Annotated in this window: 18 protein-coding genes; 12 read left to right on the forward strand and 6 right to left on the reverse strand. The window is 39.8% G+C overall.

The genetic code is table 11. The features are described 5' to 3' along the window. Positions 1 to 13: 13 nt before the first annotated feature. Positions 14 to 1,879, forward strand: a complete 1,866-nt coding sequence (gene htpG, locus H7N69_RS01870) for a molecular chaperone HtpG (protein WP_187884619.1) — start codon at positions 14 to 16, stop codon at positions 1,877 to 1,879. Positions 1,880 to 2,078: 199 nt separating this feature from the next. Here the strand turns inward: htpG and hcpA are convergent, their stop codons facing one another. The 3 genes from hcpA to mnmG all read right to left on the reverse strand — a co-directional run bounded on the left by hcpA (position 2,079) and on the right by mnmG (position 6,330). After that, a complete protein-coding gene (gene hcpA / locus H7N69_RS01875; protein WP_187884620.1) occupies positions 2,079 to 2,831 on the reverse strand; it encodes a Sel1-like repeat protein HcpA in 753 nt (250 codons plus the stop codon). A gap of 471 nt (positions 2,832 to 3,302) precedes the next feature. Beyond that, positions 3,303 to 4,454 carry a succinyl-diaminopimelate desuccinylase gene (gene dapE, locus H7N69_RS01880; protein ID WP_187884621.1) on the reverse strand — a complete coding sequence of 384 codons (1,152 nt, stop codon included), beginning with the start codon at positions 4,452 to 4,454 and terminating at the stop codon, positions 3,303 to 3,305. A gap of 10 nt (positions 4,455 to 4,464) precedes the next feature. Next, on the reverse strand, positions 4,465 to 6,330 hold the full coding sequence (mnmG, locus tag H7N69_RS01885; RefSeq protein ID WP_078241483.1) for a tRNA uridine-5-carboxymethylaminomethyl(34) synthesis enzyme MnmG: 1,866 nt from the start codon (positions 6,328 to 6,330) through the stop codon (positions 4,465 to 4,467). Between the two features lie 95 nt (positions 6,331 to 6,425). Here mnmG and H7N69_RS01890 point away from each other — a divergent pair, with 95 nt between their 5' ends. The 5 genes from H7N69_RS01890 to H7N69_RS01910 are packed head-to-tail and all read left to right on the forward strand — an operon-like array spanning position 6,426 to position 11,177. Further along, positions 6,426 to 8,072 carry an SLC13 family permease gene (locus H7N69_RS01890; RefSeq protein ID WP_187884622.1) on the forward strand — a complete coding sequence of 549 codons (1,647 nt, stop codon included), beginning with the start codon at positions 6,426 to 6,428 and terminating at the stop codon, positions 8,070 to 8,072. A gap of 12 nt (positions 8,073 to 8,084) precedes the next feature. After that, positions 8,085 to 8,885, forward strand: a complete 801-nt coding sequence (locus H7N69_RS01895) for a phosphatidate cytidylyltransferase (RefSeq protein WP_187884623.1) — start codon at positions 8,085 to 8,087, stop codon at positions 8,883 to 8,885. Further along, complete coding sequence (dxr, locus tag H7N69_RS01900; RefSeq protein ID WP_187884624.1) at positions 8,886 to 9,992, forward strand: 1-deoxy-D-xylulose-5-phosphate reductoisomerase; 1,107 nt, start codon at positions 8,886 to 8,888, stop codon at positions 9,990 to 9,992. A gap of 50 nt (positions 9,993 to 10,042) precedes the next feature. Continuing rightward, on the forward strand, positions 10,043 to 10,348 hold the full coding sequence (locus tag H7N69_RS01905; RefSeq protein WP_164858343.1) for a beta-1,4-N-acetylgalactosaminyltransferase: 306 nt from the start codon (positions 10,043 to 10,045) through the stop codon (positions 10,346 to 10,348). After that, the gene (locus H7N69_RS01910) at positions 10,323 to 11,177 is read left to right on the forward strand and encodes a beta-1,4-N-acetylgalactosamyltransferase (protein ID WP_187884625.1); all 855 of its coding nucleotides are present in this window, start codon (positions 10,323 to 10,325) and stop codon (positions 11,175 to 11,177) included. Before H7N69_RS01905 ends, H7N69_RS01910 begins: the two co-directional genes overlap by 26 nt. A 69-nt stretch (positions 11,178 to 11,246) precedes the next feature. Here the strand turns inward: H7N69_RS01910 and H7N69_RS01915 are convergent, their stop codons facing one another. Continuing rightward, positions 11,247 to 11,798, reverse strand: coding sequence for a YbhB/YbcL family Raf kinase inhibitor-like protein (locus H7N69_RS01915; protein WP_187884626.1), 552 nt, complete (start codon positions 11,796 to 11,798; stop codon positions 11,247 to 11,249). A gap of 145 nt (positions 11,799 to 11,943) precedes the next feature. Here H7N69_RS01915 and H7N69_RS01920 point away from each other — a divergent pair, with 145 nt between their 5' ends. From H7N69_RS01920 to msrB, 6 genes are all read left to right on the forward strand, one after another. Then, a complete protein-coding gene (locus H7N69_RS01920) occupies positions 11,944 to 12,405 on the forward strand; it encodes a helix-turn-helix domain-containing protein (RefSeq protein ID WP_187884627.1) in 462 nt (153 codons plus the stop codon). A 170-nt stretch (positions 12,406 to 12,575) separates the two neighbouring features. Continuing rightward, a complete protein-coding gene (locus H7N69_RS01925; protein WP_000941689.1) occupies positions 12,576 to 13,739 on the forward strand; it encodes a NifS family cysteine desulfurase in 1,164 nt (387 codons plus the stop codon). 21 nt (positions 13,740 to 13,760) lie between these two features. After that, on the forward strand, positions 13,761 to 14,741 hold the full coding sequence (locus tag H7N69_RS01930; RefSeq protein ID WP_001051983.1) for an iron-sulfur cluster assembly scaffold protein NifU: 981 nt from the start codon (positions 13,761 to 13,763) through the stop codon (positions 14,739 to 14,741). A gap of 155 nt (positions 14,742 to 14,896) precedes the next feature. Next, positions 14,897 to 15,130: a ribbon-helix-helix domain-containing protein gene (locus H7N69_RS01935; protein WP_187884628.1), complete on the forward strand. Its 234-nt coding sequence runs from the start codon at positions 14,897 to 14,899 to the stop codon at positions 15,128 to 15,130. 111 nt (positions 15,131 to 15,241) lie between these two features. After that, positions 15,242 to 16,588: a DNA repair protein RadA gene (radA, locus tag H7N69_RS01940; RefSeq protein WP_165561108.1), complete on the forward strand. Its 1,347-nt coding sequence runs from the start codon at positions 15,242 to 15,244 to the stop codon at positions 16,586 to 16,588. A 123-nt stretch (positions 16,589 to 16,711) separates the two neighbouring features. Beyond that, positions 16,712 to 17,791 (forward strand): peptide-methionine (R)-S-oxide reductase MsrB, encoded by a 1,080-nt coding sequence (gene msrB, locus H7N69_RS01945; RefSeq protein ID WP_187884629.1) that lies wholly within the window; start codon positions 16,712 to 16,714, stop codon positions 17,789 to 17,791. Between the two features lie 389 nt (positions 17,792 to 18,180). Here the strand turns inward: msrB and H7N69_RS01950 are convergent, their stop codons facing one another. After that, entirely contained in the window at positions 18,181 to 19,014 is an 834-nt protein-coding gene (locus H7N69_RS01950; protein WP_187884630.1) for a sulfite exporter TauE/SafE family protein, read from the reverse strand. Positions 19,015 to 19,227: 213 nt separating this feature from the next. Then, positions 19,228 to 19,340, reverse strand: a 113-nt coding sequence (locus H7N69_RS01955) for an outer membrane beta-barrel protein (RefSeq protein ID WP_187884631.1), incomplete at its 5' end; no start/stop codon positions are given.

Raw genomic sequence — 19,340 nt, forward strand, 5'->3', positions numbered from 1 at the left:
AGGAAAAAGTTCAATGTCTAATCAAGAATACACCTTCCAAACTGAAATCAACCAGCTTTTGGATTTGATGATCCACTCTTTGTATTCCAATAAAGAGATTTTTTTAAGGGAGTTGATTTCTAACGCGAGCGACGCTTTGGACAAGCTGAATTATTTAATGCTGACCGATGAGAAATTAAAAGGGCTGAATATTACGCCTAGCATTCATTTGAGTTTTGATAGCCAGAAAAAGACCTTAACGATTAAAGATAATGGTATAGGCATGGATAAAAACGATCTCATCGAGCATTTAGGCACGATCGCTAAATCAGGCACGAAGAGTTTTTTAAGCGCTTTGAGCGGGGATAAGAAAAAAGATAGTGCTTTAATTGGCCAGTTTGGCGTGGGCTTTTATTCGGCGTTCATGGTAGCGAGTAAGATTGTCGTTCAAACCAAAAAAGTAACCAGCGAGCAAGCTTATGCATGGGTGAGCGATGGTAAGGGCAAGTTTGAAATCAGTGAATGCATCAAAGAGGAGCAAGGCACAGAAATCACCCTCTTTTTAAAAGAAGAAGATTCTCATTTTGCGAGCCGTTGGGAGATTGATAACATTGTTAAAAAGTATTCTGAGCATATCCCTTTCCCTATTTTTTTAACTTACACCGATACAAAATTTGAGGGCGAAGGGGATCATCAAAAAGAAGTTAAAGAAGAAAAATGCGAGCAAATCAATCAAGCGAGCGCTTTATGGAAAATGAATAAGAGCGAATTGAAAGAAAAGGATTACAAAGATTTCTACCAATCGTTTGCGCATGACAACAGCGAGCCTTTGAGCTATATCCATAATAAAGTGGAAGGCTCTTTAGAATACACAACGCTTTTTTACATCCCTAGCAAAGCACCCTTTGATTTGTTTAGGGTGGATTATAAAAGCGGGGTCAAACTTTATGTTAAACGGGTGTTTATCACTGATGATGACAAAGAATTGTTGCCCTCTTATTTGAGGTTTGTTAAAGGCGTGATTGACAGCGAAGATTTGCCCTTGAACGTGAGCCGTGAAATCTTACAGCAAAACAAGATTTTAGCCAATATCCGTTCGGCTTCAGTGAAAAAGATTTTAAGCGAGATTGAAAGGCTGAGCAAGGATGAAAAAAATTACCATAAATTCTATGAGCCTTTTGGGAAAGTGTTAAAAGAAGGCTTGTATGGGGATTTTGAAAACAAAGAAAAACTTTTAGAATTGTTAAGATTCTATTCTAAAGACAAAGAAAAATTGATCTCTTTAAAAGAATACAAAGAAAGTTTAAAAGAAAATCAAAAAAGCATTTACTACCTTTTGGGCGAAAATTTAGACTTACTAAAAGCGTCCCCCATTTTGGAAAAATACGCTCAAAAAGGCTATGATGTTTTGTTATTGAGCGATGAAATTGATGCGTTTGTGATGCCAGGCGTGAATGAATACGATAAAACGCCCTTTAGAGACGCTAGCCATAGCGAGAGTTTGAAAGAGCTTGGTTTGGAAGAAATCCATGATGAGGTAAAAGATCAGTTTAAAGATTTGATGAAAGCGTTTGAAGAAAATCTTAAAGATGAGATTAAAGGCGTAGAGCTTTCTGGTCATCTCACTTCAGCGGTGGCTTTAATAGGCGATGAACAAAATGCGATGATGGCTAATTGGATGCGCCAAATGGGTCAAAGCGTGCCTGAAAGCAAGAAAACGCTAGAATTAAACCCTAACCATGCGATTTTGCAAAAACTCTTAAAATGCGAAGATAAAGAGCAGTTGAGCGCTTTTATCTGGTTGCTTTATGATGGGGCGAAGCTTTTAGAAAAAGGGGCTTTAAAAGACGCTAAAAGTTTTAATGAGCGTTTAAATAGCGTGCTATTAAAGGCGTTGTAAGGGCGTAAAACCCTTTTTAAGGGTTTGATAAAAACGCTTTAAACCCTTAAAATACCAATCTAAAAACGGCAATGAATGGGTGCGATAAACGCTTTTTATGATCATTAAAAAGATTAGTTCGTGGGGTTTATGTTTTCCTTAAAATATTAAAAAGCGTAAAAGCCAGCTAAACGCAGCCTTTAGCTTAACTTCATTAAAACTAAAGTTCTATTTTTAATTCCTTGAGAGCGTCGCATGCTTCTTTGATGCCTGACTTACAGCCTTTTTTAAAGTTTTCTACCGCTTGCTTTTCGTCCTTTGCTGTGCCTTGAGCGTTGTATTGCATAACCCCTAAATTATAACACCCCCTACCATCTTTTAATTCGCATGCTTTAGAATAACGAACGATAGCCTCCTTAAAATTCTTTGTTACACTATATATGTATCCTGCATTAATACACCCTGGGCTGTCTTTTAAATCGCAAGCTTTTTCATACAAATCAAGAGCCTTTCTTAAATCCTTAGGCGTGCCTACGCCATAATGGTGTAAGCTTCCTAATACCATACACCCTTCAGCATGGTTTAAATCGCAAGCTTTAGAGTAGTATTGTGAGGCTTTTTTAGCGTCTTTAGACACGCCTTGTCCGTTATAATATAAATTTCCTAGCAGGTTGCACCCATAACCATCATTTAATTCACAACCTTTAGTGTAAAATTGGATGGCTTTTTTCAAGTCTTTTCCCACTCCTTTCCCTTCTTCATAGAACGCCCCTAAAAAAACACATCCAAAGCCATTTTTTAACTCACAAGCTTTTTCAAAATGCGTTTTAGCTTGAGCGAAATCTTGCTTCTTCGCGCTCTCTATGCCTAAATTAACAAGTTCTTTAGCGTTTGGCTCTGCCATTAACCCTTTTAAACACAACGCACCCAAACACAAGACCCTAAAAAGGGTTTTTTGAACACTTCCTAGCATGATATATCTCCTATTATAAAAAATGTGATCCCTTATAATTGTAACCAAATATTGATGACTAAAGCCTTATTGAACCTTTATTGATGAGATGAAGAAAAAAATTATTTTTCTTTTAACTGCGTGTTGTTTGAGCCTAATTGCTATGCTAAAAGGGATACTTCTAAAGATAGGGCTTAAAAGAGTTTGTTTTAAAAAGTTGATTGAACCACCCCTTTAAGAGTGGCTTGGTAAAAACCTTTTAAGAAGTTTAACTAAAACAAAAGGAGCACTTCTTTATTAAAAACCACAAAACAAAAAAAAGGGGAGAAGAAATTATAGCAAGCTTTGGTTACTTTGTCAAGCATGACCACTCTTATAAGGCTATAATAAATGGATACTAGCATGTAAAGCTTGAGTTGGTTTGGTGGTTTTTGCCAGCGAAAAAAGCGTTGGTATTAAAAATAAAACCCTTACGCCAAAACCATTCCCCATTCATTTCTCGCTTAAATCCTCTAAAACCCCTAAAAACACTTTTTCTAAAAGCTCTAATTCTTTCAAGCTCACCCTTTCATCAATGGCATGGATCCTGTCATTAATAACGCCAAACTCCACCACTTCTATGCCATGAGCGCTAAAAAATCGCGCATCGCTCGTGCCGCCTTTGGTGTTTAAAAGGGGGGTGGTGTGGCATGTTTTTAAAATATTTTCTTTTAAAACGCTGGTAAGCTTTGAATGAGAAGCCGTGATGAAAGGTGAACTGCTTGACTCCAATTCTAAAGTGTGAGGCAAATCTTTTAAAACTTTTTCTAAATATTCTTTCAAACTCTCTTTGGTGGTTTTTAAAGAATGGCGCGCATTAAAGGTAATTTCTACGCTTGCTGGGGTAACATTATTCGCCCCTAACCCTGCATGCAAGTTGGTGATAACCAATTTTGAAGGGTCAAAATATTCATCGCCATCATCTAAATTAACTCCTGAAATCAAAGGCAAAACAGAAGCGAGCGTATCAATGGGGTTTTGGCATTTTTGTGGGTAAGCCACATGCCCTTGAACGCCTTTTAAAATGAGTCTGCCATTAATGGAACCTCTTCGGCCAATTTTGATGCTATCGCCTAGGACTTTTTCGCAAGTGGGTTCAGCCACAATCGCCATGTGAGGGAGTAAATCTTTTTCTTTGAGTTTTTCTAACATGAGTTTTGTGCCAAAAATCCCTGGCCCTTCTTCATCGCTCGTAAGTAACATAGAAAGCAAAAAAGGGGTTTTAGGGTTAAAATTTAAACTCGCGCTCAAAAACGCCCCCACGCCCCCTTTCATGTCTTGCACCCCACGGCCGTATAAAAACCCCTCTTTAATAACGGGTTTAAAGGGATCGCTTTGCCAATGGTTTCCAGGAGGCACGACATCAATATGCCCTGCAAAAGAAAAATGCAAGGGCTTAATATTTTCTTTTATATGCTTTTCTTTTGCATGTTCTTTTTGGGGGTTAAAAATGCGGTATAAAAAAAGGTTTTTCACGCCATTTTCCCCACATTCTAGGGTTTTAAAAGTGGGAAAAAGCGATTTAATGTATTCAAAAATACCGCATTCTTTGGGCGTAATGGTGGGGTAGCTGATGAGCTTTTGGGTGATTTCTAAAGCGTTCATTAAAAATCCTTTAAGAGTTTTTTCGCAAATGGATATACAAATGCAAAACATCTAAATTCGCCGGGGTGATCCCGCTGATTTCTGAGGCTTCAAAAAGGCTTTTGGGGCGGAATTTTTCTAATTTTTCTACCGCTTCTAAGCTAAGGCCTGGAATGCCTTTAAACACAAAATCTTTAGGGATAGACACTTTGAGCATGCTGTCCATTTTAGCGATATTTTCGTGTTGCTTTTCAATATAAATATTATACTTGCATTCAATTTTAATCTGCTCTAAAACCCGCTCGTTCAAGGGGGCTAAAAAGCTGAAAAAGGAGCGCATTTTTTCTAAATTAAAACTATCGCGCGCTAACAAACTAACGCCATCAACCTTGTCATTGATAGGGTTTTCGTCTAATTCGTTTAGGCGTTTTAACACTTCTTTACTAGGGGTAAGCACATATTCTTTAAGGCGTTTCAAGTTTTCTTGTATTGCTTGTTGGTCTTTTTTTAATTCCTTATAGAAATCCTGTTCCATAAGCCCTAAACGATAGGCATGTTCGCCCAACCTAAAAAGCGTGTTGTCTTCTCTTAAAAGCAAGCGGTATTCGGCTCGGCTGGTAAACATTCTGTAAGGCTCATTCGTGCCTTTAGTGACCAAATCATCAATCAAAACGCCGATATAAGCTTCATTGCGCTTTAAAATAAAGGGGGTTTGATTCTTTAGGGCTAATGCCGCATTAATCCCAGCCATAAGCCCTTGAGCCGCCGCTTCTTCATAGCCGGTAGTCCCATTGATTTGCCCGGCCAAATAAAGCCCTTTGATTTTTTTGGTTTCTAAAGTGTGGGTCAATTCTGTAGGCTGGATGAAATCATATTCTATCGCATAGCCATAGCGCGTGATGAGGGCGTTTTCTAAGCCTTTGATAGAATGGATGACCTTTTCTTGCACATCTAGGGGTAAAGAGGTGCTTAAGCCGTTGATATAATATTCGCTTTTGTGAATGGTTTGAGGCTCTAAAAACAGCTGGTGGCGTTCTTTTTCGCTAAAGCGGTTGATTTTATCTTCAATGCTAGGGCAATACCTTGGGCCTATGCCTTCAATTTGACCGCTAAAAAGGGGGGCTCGGTGGAAATTATCCCTAATGATTTGGTGGGTGATAGGGTTAGTGTAAGTGATAAAACATGAGAGTTGGGTGGGGTTAAAATCTTTGGTTTTATAGCTGAAATAGGGGGGGTTTGCATCCCCAAAATGCTCTTCTAAGCCTTCAAAATCAATGCTATTGCCCGCCACTCTTGGGCAAGTGCCGGTTTTTAACCTTTCCACCTTAAAGCCAAGCTCCCTTAAATTCAAGGCTAAAGAATTAGAAGCGTTTTCCCCAAAGCGCCCGTTTTGGTTTTGGTGCTCGCCAATATGCACCACCCCTTTTAAAAAAGTGCCTGTGGTGATGATCACTTTTTTAGCTCTGTAAGTATTATTAATGTTCGTGGTTACGCCCACTACCTCATCGTTTTCAAGGATTAAACTTTCGGTCATTTCTTGAGAGACGCTCAAATTAGGGGTGCTTAAAACAAGGTTTCTTGCAAAAATGCGGTAAGTATCCATATCAATTTGCGCCCTAGTCCCCCTAACCGCCGGCCCTTTAGAAGCGTTTAACACACGATATTGCAAACCGCTATGATCCGTAATAATCCCCATAGCCCCTCCTAAAACATCCACTTCTTTAGTCAAATGCCCTTTACCCAAGCCCCCAATGGCCGGGTTACAGCTCGCCAAACCGATCGTGTCTATGAGCATGGTGATTAAATGCACTCTAACCCCCATTTTGGCTGCAATCAAGCTCGCTTCAATGCCTGCATGCCCCCCACCAACCACTAAAATATCACTTTCTTTTACCACTCTTTTTCCTGTTTTGATTTTATTTTTCTAAAACCCTAGTTTTAAAAAAGTTTTATTGTAGCATGGAGGTTAGTAATTTTAAAGGGTAAAATAAAATGGAAAATCATTCGCATGCCGATACGAACGCTGATGACAAAAGCACCAAGATCGTTCGTTTGTTGGGTCTCATAGGAGGGGTGTTAATCGCGCTTATTGTCTGTTATGCGCTCAATATCCAAATGCCTCATATTGTAGAAGAAATCCCCAAGCTCAATTCTTTGAATTATAAGGCGATGCCTGTTGTGGCTGGGGTGGCTGTTTTAATGGGGGTATGGTGGATGACTGAAGCCATTGACTTGCCTGCAACCGCGCTTTTACCTTTGGTGCTTTTTAGCGTCTTTAGCGTGGATCAATTCTCTAGCGTTAGTTCTTCTTACGCATCGCCGATTATTTTCCTTTTTATGGGAGGGTTTATTTTAGCCTTAAGCATGCAAAAATGGAACTTGCACACGCGCATCGCTTTAAGTATTATTTTATTGGTAGGCACAAGCCCTAGGAGATTGATTTTAGGTTTCATGATAGCTACAGGCTTTTTGTCTATGTGGGTGAGCAATACCGCAACGGCGGTGATGATGTTTCCTGTTGGCATGAGCGTTTTGCAATTAGTCGCTAAACTGGTGGGTAAAGAAAACGCCTCTAATTCATGGTATCAAAAAGAAGAAATCACCAAAGCGCATGGGGGTATTATGAGTAATATCGTGCATAAGGGCAAAGACATTACCCAAGTCATTCAAGAAAAGACTACTATCTATCGCACGAATTTCAGTATTTGCTTGATGCTTGGCATCGCTTATTCGGCTTCTATTGGCTCTTTAGGCACTCTGATTGGCACGCCGCCTAACGCTTTATTAGCCGGCTATATGAAAACCGCTTTCAATATTGAAATTGGTTTCGCTCAGTGGATGGTGTTTGGGACACCGTTAGCCTTTATCATGCTCATTTTAGCGTGGCTCTTGCTCACTTATGCGATTTTCCCTTTAAAGATTAAAGAAATCCCAGGGGGTAAGGAAGTTATTAGGGTAGAGTTAAAAAAACTAGGCCGTTTGAGTCAGGCGGAAATCTCTGTGGGGATTATTTTTATTTTAGCGTCTTTAGGGTGGATTTTCTTAGATACGATTTTAAAATCTTGGGGCATTAAAATAGATAAAATTGATTCCGTGATCGCTATGGGGGTTTCTGCGCTTTTATTCATTTTGCCCGCTAACCATCATGGCGATAGGCTCATTGATTGGGGTGTTGCTAAAAAACTCCCTTGGGATGTGTTGCTTTTATTTGGCGGCGGGTTAGCCTTGAGCGCGCAATTTTCTAAAACCGGGTTGAGTTTGTGGATCGGGCATTTAGTTTCTGGCTTTTCGCATTTACCGATTTTATTCATTATTGTCATGGTCACTTTAATGGTCATTTTCTTAACCGAAATCACTTCTAACACCGCCACCGCTGCAGCGTTTTTACCGGTGATTGGAGGGGTTGCGATGGGCATGGGTTATGAAAACCACCAAAGTTTATTATTGACCATTCCTGTAGCTTTGAGCGCGACTTGCGCGTTCATGCTCCCTGTAGCCACCCCACCCAATGCGATAGCTTATGGCTCTGGGTATGTTAAAATAACGGACATGATTAAAGCCGGTTTGTGGCTTAATTTGGTGGGAGTCGTTTTGATTAGCGCGTTTAGCTATTTTTTGGTTTCGTTAATATTTAATTGATTAAGGAAAAAAGTGAAAGAAGAGTTATTTAAAGAAAAATCTCGTTACATTACAGGGTTTGTTTTAATCATTGTGGCAGGCTTGATTTTGTATGCGGACAATTTGTTGTTGTTTTGGGCTGTTTTAGGGGGGATTTATGCGGTAGGGTTTTTTGAAGCGTTAAGGTTGTTCCAGGTTAAAGCGAGCTTCAGTTTGTATCTTATTTTAGTGTTGTCATGGGTAGCGGCGTATTTTAACGGGCGTCCTATAGAATGTGCTCTTATTAGTGCCATGGTCATGGCTAGCATCATCGCTTATCAAAAAGCGCACCACAGCGAAGCCATTTTACCCTTTTTATACCCGGGCGTTGGGTTTTTTGCACTTTTTGGGGTTTATAAGGATTTTGGTGCGGTAGCGATCATTTGGCTTTTAGTCGTGGTGGTCGCAAGCGATGTGGGGGCGTTTTTTGGAGGCAAGCTTTTAGGCAAAACCCCTTTCACGCCCACTTCGCCGAATAAAACCTTAGAGGGCGCGTTGATTGGCGTGGTTTTGGCGAGCGTTTTAGGATCGTTTGTGGGCATGGGGAAATTGAGCGGAGGCTTTCTTATGGCGCTCTTTTTTAGTTTTTTAATCGCTCTTGTGGCGGTGTTTGGGGATTTATATGAAAGCTATTTGAAAAGAAAGGCTGGGATCAAAGATAGCGGTAAGATTTTACCCGGGCATGGGGGCGTTTTAGACCGATTGGATTCCATGCTTTTTGGGGCTTTGAGCTTGCATGCGCTGTTGTATTTTTTAGAAGTTTGGAAAGAGACGGCGGTATTTTTAGGGGATTGAATGGTTGTTTTAGGAAGCACCGGCTCTATTGGGAAAAACGCCCTAAAAATCGCAAAAAAATTTGGCGTAGAAATAGAAGCCTTAAGCTGTGGGAAAAATATCGCTTTAATCAATGAGCAAATCAAAGTTTTCAAACCCAAGAAGGTAGCGATCTTAGATCCTAACGATTTGAATAATTTAGAGCCTTTGGGCGCGAAAGTGTTTGTAGGGTTAGAGGGCATTGATGCGATGATAGAGGAGTGCGTTTCCAATTTAGTCCTTAACGCCATTGTGGGCGTGGCCGGATTGAAAGCGAGCTTTAAAAGCTTACAAAGGAACAAAAAACTAGCCCTAGCGAATAAAGAGAGCTTGGTGAGCGCGGGGCATTTGTTAGATATTTCCAAAATCACGCCCGTTGATAGCGAGCATTTTGGCTTGTGGGCGTTGTTACAAAACAAGACTTTAAAACCTAAATCCTTAATCATTAGCGCGAGTGGGGGAGCTTTTAGGGACACGCCTTTAGAACTTATCGCTATTCAAAACGCGCAAAACGCGCTCAAACACCCTAATTGGAGCATGGGATCTAAAATCACTATTGATTCAGCGAGCATGGTCAATAAGCTTTTTGAAATCCTAGAAACTTATTGGCTTTTTGGTGCGTCTTTAAAGATTGATGCGCTGATTGAAAGGAGTTCTATCGTGCATGCTTTGGTGGAATTTGAAGACAACTCTGTCATCGCGCATTTAGCGAGCGCGGACATGCAATTACCCATAAGCTACGCCATTAACCCTGAATTAGCTTCTTTGAATGCGTCTATCAAGCCCTTAGATCTATACGCTTTAAGCGCGATTAAATTTGAACCCATTAGCATGGAGCGCTACACCTTGTGGCGTTATAAAGACTTGTTGTTAGAAAATCCAAAGCTTGGCGTGGTGCTGAATGCGAGCAATGAGGTGGCGATGAAGAAGTTTTTAAATCAAGAAATCGCCTTTGGTGGCCTTATCAAAACCATTTCTCAAGCCTTAGAATTGTATGCTAAAAAATCTTTCAAGCTTTCTAATTTAGATGAAGTGCTAGAATTAGACAAAGAAGTTAGGGAGCGTTTTAAAAGTGTAGCGAGAGTGTAGTATAATAAGGTTTTGCTTTTAATGGCGTTTTATTTCAATTAGGAGTTTTTATGGGGTTAAAAAATAAAATCAAGGGTTTTGTTAAAGAGAGAATGCCTTTTGTGGTGAGATATGTTCGTAGTTTAAAAGGGGCCAAAAACATTTATGATGAAATCAATCATGAAATTAAGGAAATGTTAGAGGCTAAAAAACTTCGTTCTCTTCAAGAAGAAGCTTTATTCAACCATGATTATCAAGAAAGCGTGTTTTTAGCTATCGCTTCTTTAAATAATGAAAGTTTCATGGAACGCAATAGGATTATTTATAAAAGTAGTTCTCTTAATTATAATTATGGGGGGGGGGCATTTAGAAGATAGGGTTATCCATCCCACTTTAACTCTGCCCAGTCCCACGCATTTGGGTTATTTTGACTATGATAAAGAAAGTCAAAACCCTAAAAGCCCTCTAAACCCATGGGCTTTTATTAGAGTCAAAAATGAAATCGTTACTTTAGAAGAGAGTTTGTTTTCTATGCTTCCTGCCATTCAAAGGGGGGTCATTGGTTTTAATGATTGTGATGATGGCTCTAAAGAAGTGATTTTAGAGTTTTGTAAAAAGTTCCCCTCATTTATCCCTATCAGCTATCCTTATGAAGTCATGCTAAAGGATTGCCCGAGTTTGTGGCACCAGTTATATCATTACTATAATTATACGCTTTCTTTTATCCCTAAAAATGAGTGGGTTATCAAAATTGATTGCGATCATATTTATGACGCTAAAAAACTTTATGAAAGTTTTTATATCCCTAAGAGCATTAAAGAGGTTGTGATGTATTCGCGCATTAATTTTGTGGTGCGGGATTTTGAAGTGTTTGTGCGTAATGATGGGGATTTTGGGTTTTTAGACGCATGGGGGGATCATTGGTTATTGTATAACGATTGCGAGCCTTTTGAAATTTGGTGCTACAATGATGAAAGTTATGAAGTCCTAAAGCTTAAAGACAAACACCATATTAAAGATAAGGAAATGGTGCAATGGCACTTCCCTTTAGCTAAAAAGAGGCGAAACGCTATCGTTTATGACGATTTGATCCCTTTACAAGAATTTAAAAAACGCCATGCCGATTTGATAGGCACAAGGATTGAAGAAAGCATGCTAGATGAAAAGAGAATTTTAGAGATGTATCAAAAATTCCGCTTGCTTTAAATCAATCATCGTTTTTTGCTTCCATGCTCTATTTGTAGGTTCATTGAATTAAACCTACAAACAAGCAGTTCATTTCCTCACAAACTGCTTGTATAAAAATTCCTTTCTCCCTATGGCGATGATATGGTTGCGCATTTTGTCATGCAAATCGCCTAAGAAAAAAGGGGCTTTTAAGGCGAGTTTAGGAATGTCTAGGGCATACACTTGAATGAGGTAATGGTGATCGCCATTAGGGGGCATGGGGCCGATATAGACGCTGTTATTGAGATTGGAGCGTTGTTTTTCGCTTTCATTGAGCGGTGAACGGATAAAGCCTTGAGTGAGCGAATTGACCCCTTGAACAATCCTTTTATCCATCATGGAAGCGTTTTCTTCTAAAACATTGTAAGCAATATTGCCCACGACCCAATGGACAAACGGCATGCCGCATACTTTTTGCGCGTCATGATCAATAAGTTCTAACGCATAGCTTTGAGCGCCTTCCACTTTTTGCCATGAGATTTTAGGCGAATAAGTGGGTAAGCCGTTTGGGTTGAGAAACCCTCTAGGGGCGTTGCCACCAAATTTAGCGTCCAAATACCCTTGCGAATCGGTTTGAATCATCACTTCAAAAGTTTTCATTTTAAGACCTTTTTCTTTGAAATCGTTTTGTGTTTTCTTATTGTAGCATGATCATAAAAATACATCTTAATTTGGAGCATGATATTAGAATAATCATTTTTAATGATTAAATAGTTATTTATTTTTACTAGTTACCATTGAACGCATGGAAAGTAGAATAAATCGTTTGAGCGCCAAAATAGACGCGCTATTGGAACAGCAAAAAAGAGTGATTTCTTTACTAGAAACTTATTTGAGCGTTTATCCCGCCCAAGAGGCTTCAAATAAGTTTTTTAAAAGCGTTAGTCAAGGGATGGAGTTAGCCCCAGAAATCGCGCAAGAAGATGAAGAAAAACGCCTTTACGTGTTGCAATATTTAAGCCATGTGGATATTACTAAAAACAAGCAAGACTCCCAGCTCAAAAAAGATTGTTTGGAATTTATCCAAAGGTTTAATGTCCCAAAGCCCATTATCATTACCGCTCTTTATAACCTTAGGGGCATTAAACCCACTAAAAAAGAAGTAGCGAAACAATTGCAAAAACTCTATGTGTGGGAGAAGCGTTACCAACAAGGGGGGATAGACGCTTTAAAAGACAGGCGCGGGAGACCCCTTAAAAAACCTTAAGCGACTTGGTAGCGGCTGTTGTTGGTTTTTAATGGAGGTATTCGTGTTTCTCAAAATGTTTTTTAAAATTCATCTTATTTTTAAGTTAAAATTAAGAAAATATCTTGTATTTAATCATAATTTAGACCTAGATAAGAAATCTATGTAAAATTTTTAAGGAGAACACTCATTTGTTACAACGAATTTATTTAGACAATAACGCTACGACTAGGATTGACCCTAAAGTCAAAGAAATCATGGATCCCTTTTTAAGGGATCATTACGGGAATCCTAGCTCGTTGCACCAGTTTGGCACAGAAACCCACCCAGCCATTGCAGAAGCATTGGATAAGCTTTATAAAGGCATTAACGCTAGGGATATAGACGATGTGATCATCACTTCTTGCGCGACAGAAAGCAATAATTGGGTTTTAAAGGGCGTGTATTTTGATGAATGTTTGAAAAAGGGCAAAAACCATATTGTAACCACGGTTGCAGAGCATCCGGCGGTGCGATCCACTTGTAATTTTTTAGAAAGCTTGGGGGTGGAGGTTACTTACTTGCCTATTAATGAGCATGGGAGTATCACCGCAGAGCAAGTCAAAGAAGCGATCACAGAAAAAACCGCTTTAGTGAGCGTGATGTGGGCGAATAATGAAACCGGTCTCATTTTCCCTATTGAAGAAATTGGGGCTATTTGTAAAGAAAAGGGCGTGTTGTTCCATACCGATGCCGTGCAAGCGATTGGTAAAATCCCTGTAGATGTGTTAAAAGCGAATGCGGATTTCCTTTCTTTTAGCGCGCACAAATTCCATGGGCCTAAAGGCATTGGGGGTTTATACATTAGAAGTGGGGTGGGATTGACCCCTCTTTTTCATGGCGGGGAGCATATGAATGGCAGGCGCAGCGGGACTTTGAACGTGCCTTATATTGTGGGCATGGGCGAAGCGATGAAATTAGCCGTAGAGCATTTAGATTATGAAAAAGAAGTGGTAGGGAAGTTGCGCGACAAATTAGAAGAAGCGCTTTTGAAAATCCCTGATGTGATGGTGGTAGGGGATCGAATCCATCGTGTGCCTAACACGACTTTAGTCAGCGTGAGAGGGATTGAAGGAGAGGCCATGCTGTGGGATTTAAACCGCTCTAATATCGCCGCTTCCACAGGGAGCGCGTGCGCGAGTGAGGATTTAGAGGCTAATCCTGTCATGGTAGCGATTGGAGCGAGTAAGGAATTGGCTCATACCGCTATCAGGCTCTCATTGAGCCGTTTTAACACGGAAGCTGAAATTGACAAAACGATTGAAGTTTTCTCTCAAGCGGCTATAAGATTGAGAAACATTTCAAGCTCTTATTAAAAAGAATATAAAGGAATCAAAATGGCAAAACATGATTTAGTGGGTTCGGTTCTCTGGGATGCGTATTCTAAAGAAGTTCAAAGGCGCATGGATAACCCTACGCATTTAGGGGTCATCACAGAAGAGCAGGCTAAAGCCAAAAACGCTAAGCTCATTGTGGCGGATTATGGCGCAGAAGCATGCGGTGATGCGGTGAGGTTGTATTGGCTTGTAGATGAAGGCACGGATAGAATTGTTGACGCGAAGTTTAAAAGCTTTGGTTGCGGGACAGCGATCGCAAGCTCAGACATGATGGTAGAATTGTGTTTGAATAAAAGAGTCCAAGATGCGGTAAAAATCACGAATTTAGATGTGGAAAGAGGCTTGAGAGACGATCCGGACACGCCGGCTGTCCCTGGGCAAAAAATGCACTGCTCGGTGATGGCGTATGATGTGATCAAAAAAGCTGCCGGCATGTATTTGGGGAAAAACGCTGAAGATTTTGAAGAAGAAATTATTGTGTGCGAGTGCGCTAGGGTGAGTTTAGGCACGATTAAGGAAGTGATTAGGCTTAATGATTTAAAAAGCGTTGAAGAAATCACTAATTACACCAAAGCCGGTGCGTTTTGTAAAAGCTGCGTGAGACCGGGAGGGCATGAAAAAAGGGATTATTACCTTGTGGATATTCTTAAAGAAGTGCGCGAAGAAATGGAAGCTGAAAAACTTAAAGCCACCGCTAACAAATCCCAAAATGGGGAATTGGCTTTCAGGGAAATGACTATGGTTCAAAAGATTAAAGCCGTGGATAAAGTCATTGATGAAAATATCCGCGCTATGCTTATGATGGATGGGGGGGATTTGGAGATTTTAGACATTAAAGAAAGCGATGATTACATTGATGTGTATATCCGCTACATGGGGGCATGCGATGGGTGCATGAGCGCGACTACTGGGACTTTATTTGCCATTGAAAACGCCTTGCAGGAATTATTGGATCGCAGTATCAGGGTGTTACCGATTTGATTTGTTCTTTTTAGGGGGTGAAGGCCTTTTTTGAGCGAAGTGCTAATAAACTCAAAATGAGGAATGATTAGCGCTTGCAACATTATTCATTATACGCTACTTTTATGCTAATATGCTATTTTGAAGCGATTTGCGATGATGATTGAAGGAACTTGATGGAAAAGACAGAAAACACAGATGAAACTCACTTAAGGGGAACTAAAAATAAACTAGGACGCAAACCAAAAGCAGACGCTAATAAAAAAACTCGCGCTGTAAGCTTGTATTTTTCTGATGAGCAATACCAAAAACTAGAGAAAATGGCTAACGAAGAAGAAGAAAGCGTCGGATCTTATATCAAACGCTATATTTTGAAGGCTTTAAGAAAAATAGAACAAGGTGGCACTTGATAACTTTTTAACTTGGTTTTAGTTTAGCTTTATGAGTTTTGCTATAGAACAAAACCAAAACCTTGTTTTTATCTGGTCTTTAGCTGTGTGATTTTAAAAAAGAGTGGTATTTTGGCTAAAAAAACTTCTTTATTTGAGTGTCAGCATTGTGGTTTTACAAGCCCTAAGTGGTTGGGCAAGTGCGTTCAATGCAACGCATGGGAGAGTTTTATAGAATTGAACCAAGCTCAAAAGGAAGTTTTAAACGCGCTTAAAAAACCGCTCCCACAAGCGCAAAAAAGCGTTTCTATCGCTGCAATTGAGCATGAAGAAGTCATCAAGTTTTCTTCCACTCAAAGCGAGTTGGATATTGTTTTAGGTGGAGGGATCGCTAAAGGGGGGCTGTATTTAGTGGGGGGGAGTCCTGGGGTGGGGAAATCCACTCTGCTTTTAAAAGTGGCTTCTGGCCTAGCCAAAAACCAGCAAAAGGTTTTGTATGTGAGCGGGGAAGAGAGCTTGAGCCAGATTAAAATGCGTGCCACTAGGTTGGATTGCATAGAAAAAGAATTGTATCTGCTCAATGAAATCAATTGGCCTGTGATTAAGGCGAATATTGAGAGCGAAAATTATTTTGCGTGCGTGATTGATTCTATCCAAACGCTTTATTCGCCAGAGATTTCTTCAGCGCCCGGCTCTATTTCGCAAGTGCGAGAGATCACTTTTGAGCTCATGCGTTTAGCCAAAACAAGAGATATTGCTATTTTTATCATCGGTCATATCACTAAAGAAGGGAGCATTGCAGGCCCTAGAGTGCTAGAGCATATGGTAGATAGTGTGCTGTATTTTGAAGGCGATCCCAGTAGGGAATTAAGGATTTTAAGGAGTTTTAAAAACCGCTTTGGCCCTACGAGTGAAATCGGCTTGTTTGAGATGAAAGAGCAGGGTTTGGTGAGCGCTAAAGAAGCTTCAAGCTTGTTTTTTTCTAAAGAAGAGCCTATGGAGGGGAGTGCCATTACCATCACTTTAGAAGGATCAAGGGCGTTGATTTTAGAGATTCAGGCGTTGGTGAGCGAGTGCAGTTTCGGGGCACCCAAACGATTAGCGAACGGGTTTGACACCAACCGCCTTAACATGCTTATTGCTTTATTAGAAAAAAAGCTAGAAATCCCCTTAAACCGCCATGATGTGTTCATTAATGTGAGCGGAGGCATTAAGATTAGCGAGCCGGCTTGCGATTTAGCGGTGATTGCCAGTATCCTTTCAAGCTTTAAAAACAGAAAAATTGACAATAAAACGGCGTTTTTAGGCGAAGTGAGTTTGAATGGTAGGATTTTAGAAGCCCCTAATTTGAACGCTAGATTGAAAGAAATGGAAAATTACGGCTTTTTAAAAGCCATTTTGCCTAAAAAACCCAGTCAAAAAACCTCTATCAAATGTTATGAGGCCAATGCGGTAGGTAAGATTGTTGAATGGATGTGATTTTAACTTTTGTTACCTAATAGAACAGAGCCTTATTGAAATTTAAACTCAATTTAAAGAACAACTACCATTTTTTTTAGTTATAATGGCGGACACCATTAAAATTAAAACAAAGGTTATTTAATGAAGGTATTATCTTACTTGAAAATTTTTTATCTTTTTATACTAATAGGAGCGATCATGCAAGCGAATGAAAACATGGGGGCTAAACACCCTAAAACCGATGAAAGAGTGATTTACTTGGCTGGGGGGTGCTTTTGGGGGTTAGAGGCGTATATGGAGAGGATTTATGGCGTCATAGACGCAAGCTCTGGTTACGCTAACGGCAAGACTTCAAGCACGAATTATGAAAAGTTGCATGAAAGCGATCATGCTGAAAGCGTGAAGGTGGTTTATGATCCTAAAAAGATCAGTTTGGACAAGTTGCTACGCTATTATTTTAAGGTGATTGATCCGGTGAGCGTGAACAAGCAGGGTAATGATGTGGGCAGGCAGTATCGCACAGGGATTTATTATGTCAATAGCGAGGATAAAGAAGTGATAGATCACGCCTTAAAAGCGTTACAGAAAGAAGTGAAAGGCAAAATCGCCATTGAGGTAGAGCCTTTAAAAAATTATGTGAGGGCTGAAGAGTATCATCAGGATTATTTGAAGAAAAATCCGGGTGGTTATTGCCATATTGATTTGAAAAAGGCGGATGAAGTGATTGTGGATGACGATAAATACACCAAACCCAGCGATGAAGTTTTAAAGAAAAAACTCACCAAACTCCAGTATGAGGTGACTCAAAACAAACACACTGAGAAACCTTTTGAAAATGAGTATTACAACAAAGAAGAAGAGGGCATTTATGTGGATATTACCACAGGCGAGCCGTTATTTTCTTCAGCGGATAAATACGACTCTGGTTGCGGGTGGCCAAGCTTTTCTAAGCCCATCAATAAAGATGTGGTGAAATACGAAGACGATGAGAGCCTTAACAGGAAACGTATTGAAGTATTAAGCCGTATTGGTAAGGCGCATTTAGGGCATGTGTTTAACGATGGGCCTAAAGAATTAGGGGGCTTAAGGTATTGCATCAACAGTGCGGCTTTGAGGTTTATCCCTTTAAAAGACATGGAAAAAGAGGGCTATGGCGAGTTTATCCCTTATATCAAAAAGGGTGAATTGAAAAAATACATCAATGATAAGAAGTCGCATTAAGGGGTGATGACTAAGCCCCCTAAGGGGGGGTTAAAATGGGGAATTTAAGCGTTTGGGTTATCCTAAGGACCGCTAAAAACCACTAGAAACCGCCTTAAATGATTTATTTTTAATACCCTTATTTTAAAAACGCTCTCTTTTAAGCTTTATGGCTTTGTTCTTAAAATATCAATAACTAAAGCTTTTTAACTTTTTTAAAAAATGGGGTTTTTAATTTTATTTTTTGTTTCAAACTTATTTTTTAAGGGGGTAGGGGGTTATCCCATTACAACCCCCAAACTAAAACCCCCTAACCCTAAAAGAGCGCTTTTTAGAGATTATCGCTTGTTAAAAATCAAGCTCTTTGCTATTTCATCTTTAAAAAATGCTTTTGAGCGTTTTTTAAATTTTTAACCCATAATGAGCTTGTGTAAAGTCGCTAAAATGCTTAAAGCATAAATGAGGAGCAATAGGATTTTATGCACCTTTTCATTAGCCAAAGCGATAAGCTTGATGCCAATGCCCACCCCTAAAAACGCTCCAATACCGGTAATCACCCCAGCTTGAACGCTTATATCATCAAGAACCTTCCCGTTATAAAGAGAGATGACCCCAGATAAAGAAGCGAACACCACAAAAAATAGCCCCAAAGGCACGATTTTTTTAGAATCGTATTTCAAAAAATAGCCCAAAAACGGCACCATTAAAATCCCCCCACCCATGCCTAGCGGGATAGAAAAGATGCCGGTAACAAAACCGGCGAGCATCAAAACCCCATGCGTTCTATCCATAGACACAAAGGGGATTGCGCGCTTTTTTTCGGGCGTTTTGTTATTCGCATGCAAATCAAAATGCATTTCTTCAAAATGCTCTGGTTTCTTGTTGCTAGAAAAAGCGTATTTGATAAAGGTGTAGCACACCACCACCACAAACACGCTCATTAAAATTTTATCGTTAATGATCTTTAAGATAAGGCTCCCTAAAATCGCCCCCATTAGCCCTCCAAGCGCGGCAAATGAGCCTTCTCTCAAATCCAACAAGCCCTTTTTGTAATTGATGATAGAGCCGACCACTGAAGAAAAAAGCATTTGCATGAGCGAAATACCCACCGCATGGCTATAGCTAAAATGGGCAAAAATCGCGCTAGGGACGACAATCTCCCCCCCACCAATACCAAAAAACCCGGCGGTAATGCCAGTAAATAGCCCCACAAGAGCCAAAATGAACGCTGTTGATTCTTCCATAAAAAACTCCCTAAATTCTAAATTATTACTTTATCAAAAAAGAGTGATAATCTTTAAAAATTTTTCTTTAATGATTGCAAAAATAGGGTTTTGATCACTTTAATTTTACAGCTTGAGAGCGATTATAAGAGATTATCCAAGATCTCTTTATTTGCTTAATTTAAAAAGGCCTTTAAGCGTTTTTAAACAAGCCCCCTTTTTTAAAGAGGGTTTTTAGTAAGCAAACACATAATTGAGATACACGCTATAGAGCCTTCTGTATTCTAGTTTAGCGCCCATGAAAGAATAGTAGCTGGTGTTGATCGTGGGGATTTTAAAACCTAGTT

The organism is Helicobacter pylori (assembly GCF_014497725.1).
In the GTDB taxonomy this organism is placed as follows: Bacteria; Campylobacterota; Campylobacteria; order Campylobacterales; family Helicobacteraceae; genus Helicobacter; species Helicobacter pylori_DE.

What these genes read in the sequence shown, in the direction of transcription:
- htpG (WP_187884619.1), top strand. Translation starts at nt 14, where the DNA reads ATGTCTAATCAAGAATACACCTTCCAAACTGAAATCAACCAGCTTTTG.
- hcpA (WP_187884620.1), bottom strand. Translation starts at nt 2,831, where the DNA reads ATGCTAGGAAGTGTTCAAAAAACCCTTTTTAGGGTCTTGTGTTTGGGT.
- dapE (WP_187884621.1), bottom strand. Translation starts at nt 4,454, where the DNA reads ATGAACGCTTTAGAAATCACCCAAAAGCTCATCAGCTACCCCACCATT.
- H7N69_RS01890 (WP_187884622.1), top strand. Translation starts at nt 6,426, where the DNA reads ATGGAAAATCATTCGCATGCCGATACGAACGCTGATGACAAAAGCACC.
- dxr (WP_187884624.1), top strand. Translation starts at nt 8,886, where the DNA reads ATGGTTGTTTTAGGAAGCACCGGCTCTATTGGGAAAAACGCCCTAAAA.
- H7N69_RS01905 (WP_164858343.1), top strand. Translation starts at nt 10,043, where the DNA reads ATGGGGTTAAAAAATAAAATCAAGGGTTTTGTTAAAGAGAGAATGCCT.
- H7N69_RS01910 (WP_187884625.1), top strand. Translation starts at nt 10,323, where the DNA reads ATGGGGGGGGGGCATTTAGAAGATAGGGTTATCCATCCCACTTTAACT.
- H7N69_RS01915 (WP_187884626.1), bottom strand. Translation starts at nt 11,798, where the DNA reads ATGAAAACTTTTGAAGTGATGATTCAAACCGATTCGCAAGGGTATTTG.
- H7N69_RS01920 (WP_187884627.1), top strand. Translation starts at nt 11,944, where the DNA reads ATGGAAAGTAGAATAAATCGTTTGAGCGCCAAAATAGACGCGCTATTG.
- H7N69_RS01930 (WP_001051983.1), top strand. Translation starts at nt 13,761, where the DNA reads ATGGCAAAACATGATTTAGTGGGTTCGGTTCTCTGGGATGCGTATTCT.
- H7N69_RS01935 (WP_187884628.1), top strand. Translation starts at nt 14,897, where the DNA reads ATGGAAAAGACAGAAAACACAGATGAAACTCACTTAAGGGGAACTAAA.
- msrB (WP_187884629.1), top strand. Translation starts at nt 16,712, where the DNA reads ATGAAGGTATTATCTTACTTGAAAATTTTTTATCTTTTTATACTAATA.
- H7N69_RS01950 (WP_187884630.1), bottom strand. Translation starts at nt 19,014, where the DNA reads ATGGAAGAATCAACAGCGTTCATTTTGGCTCTTGTGGGGCTATTTACT.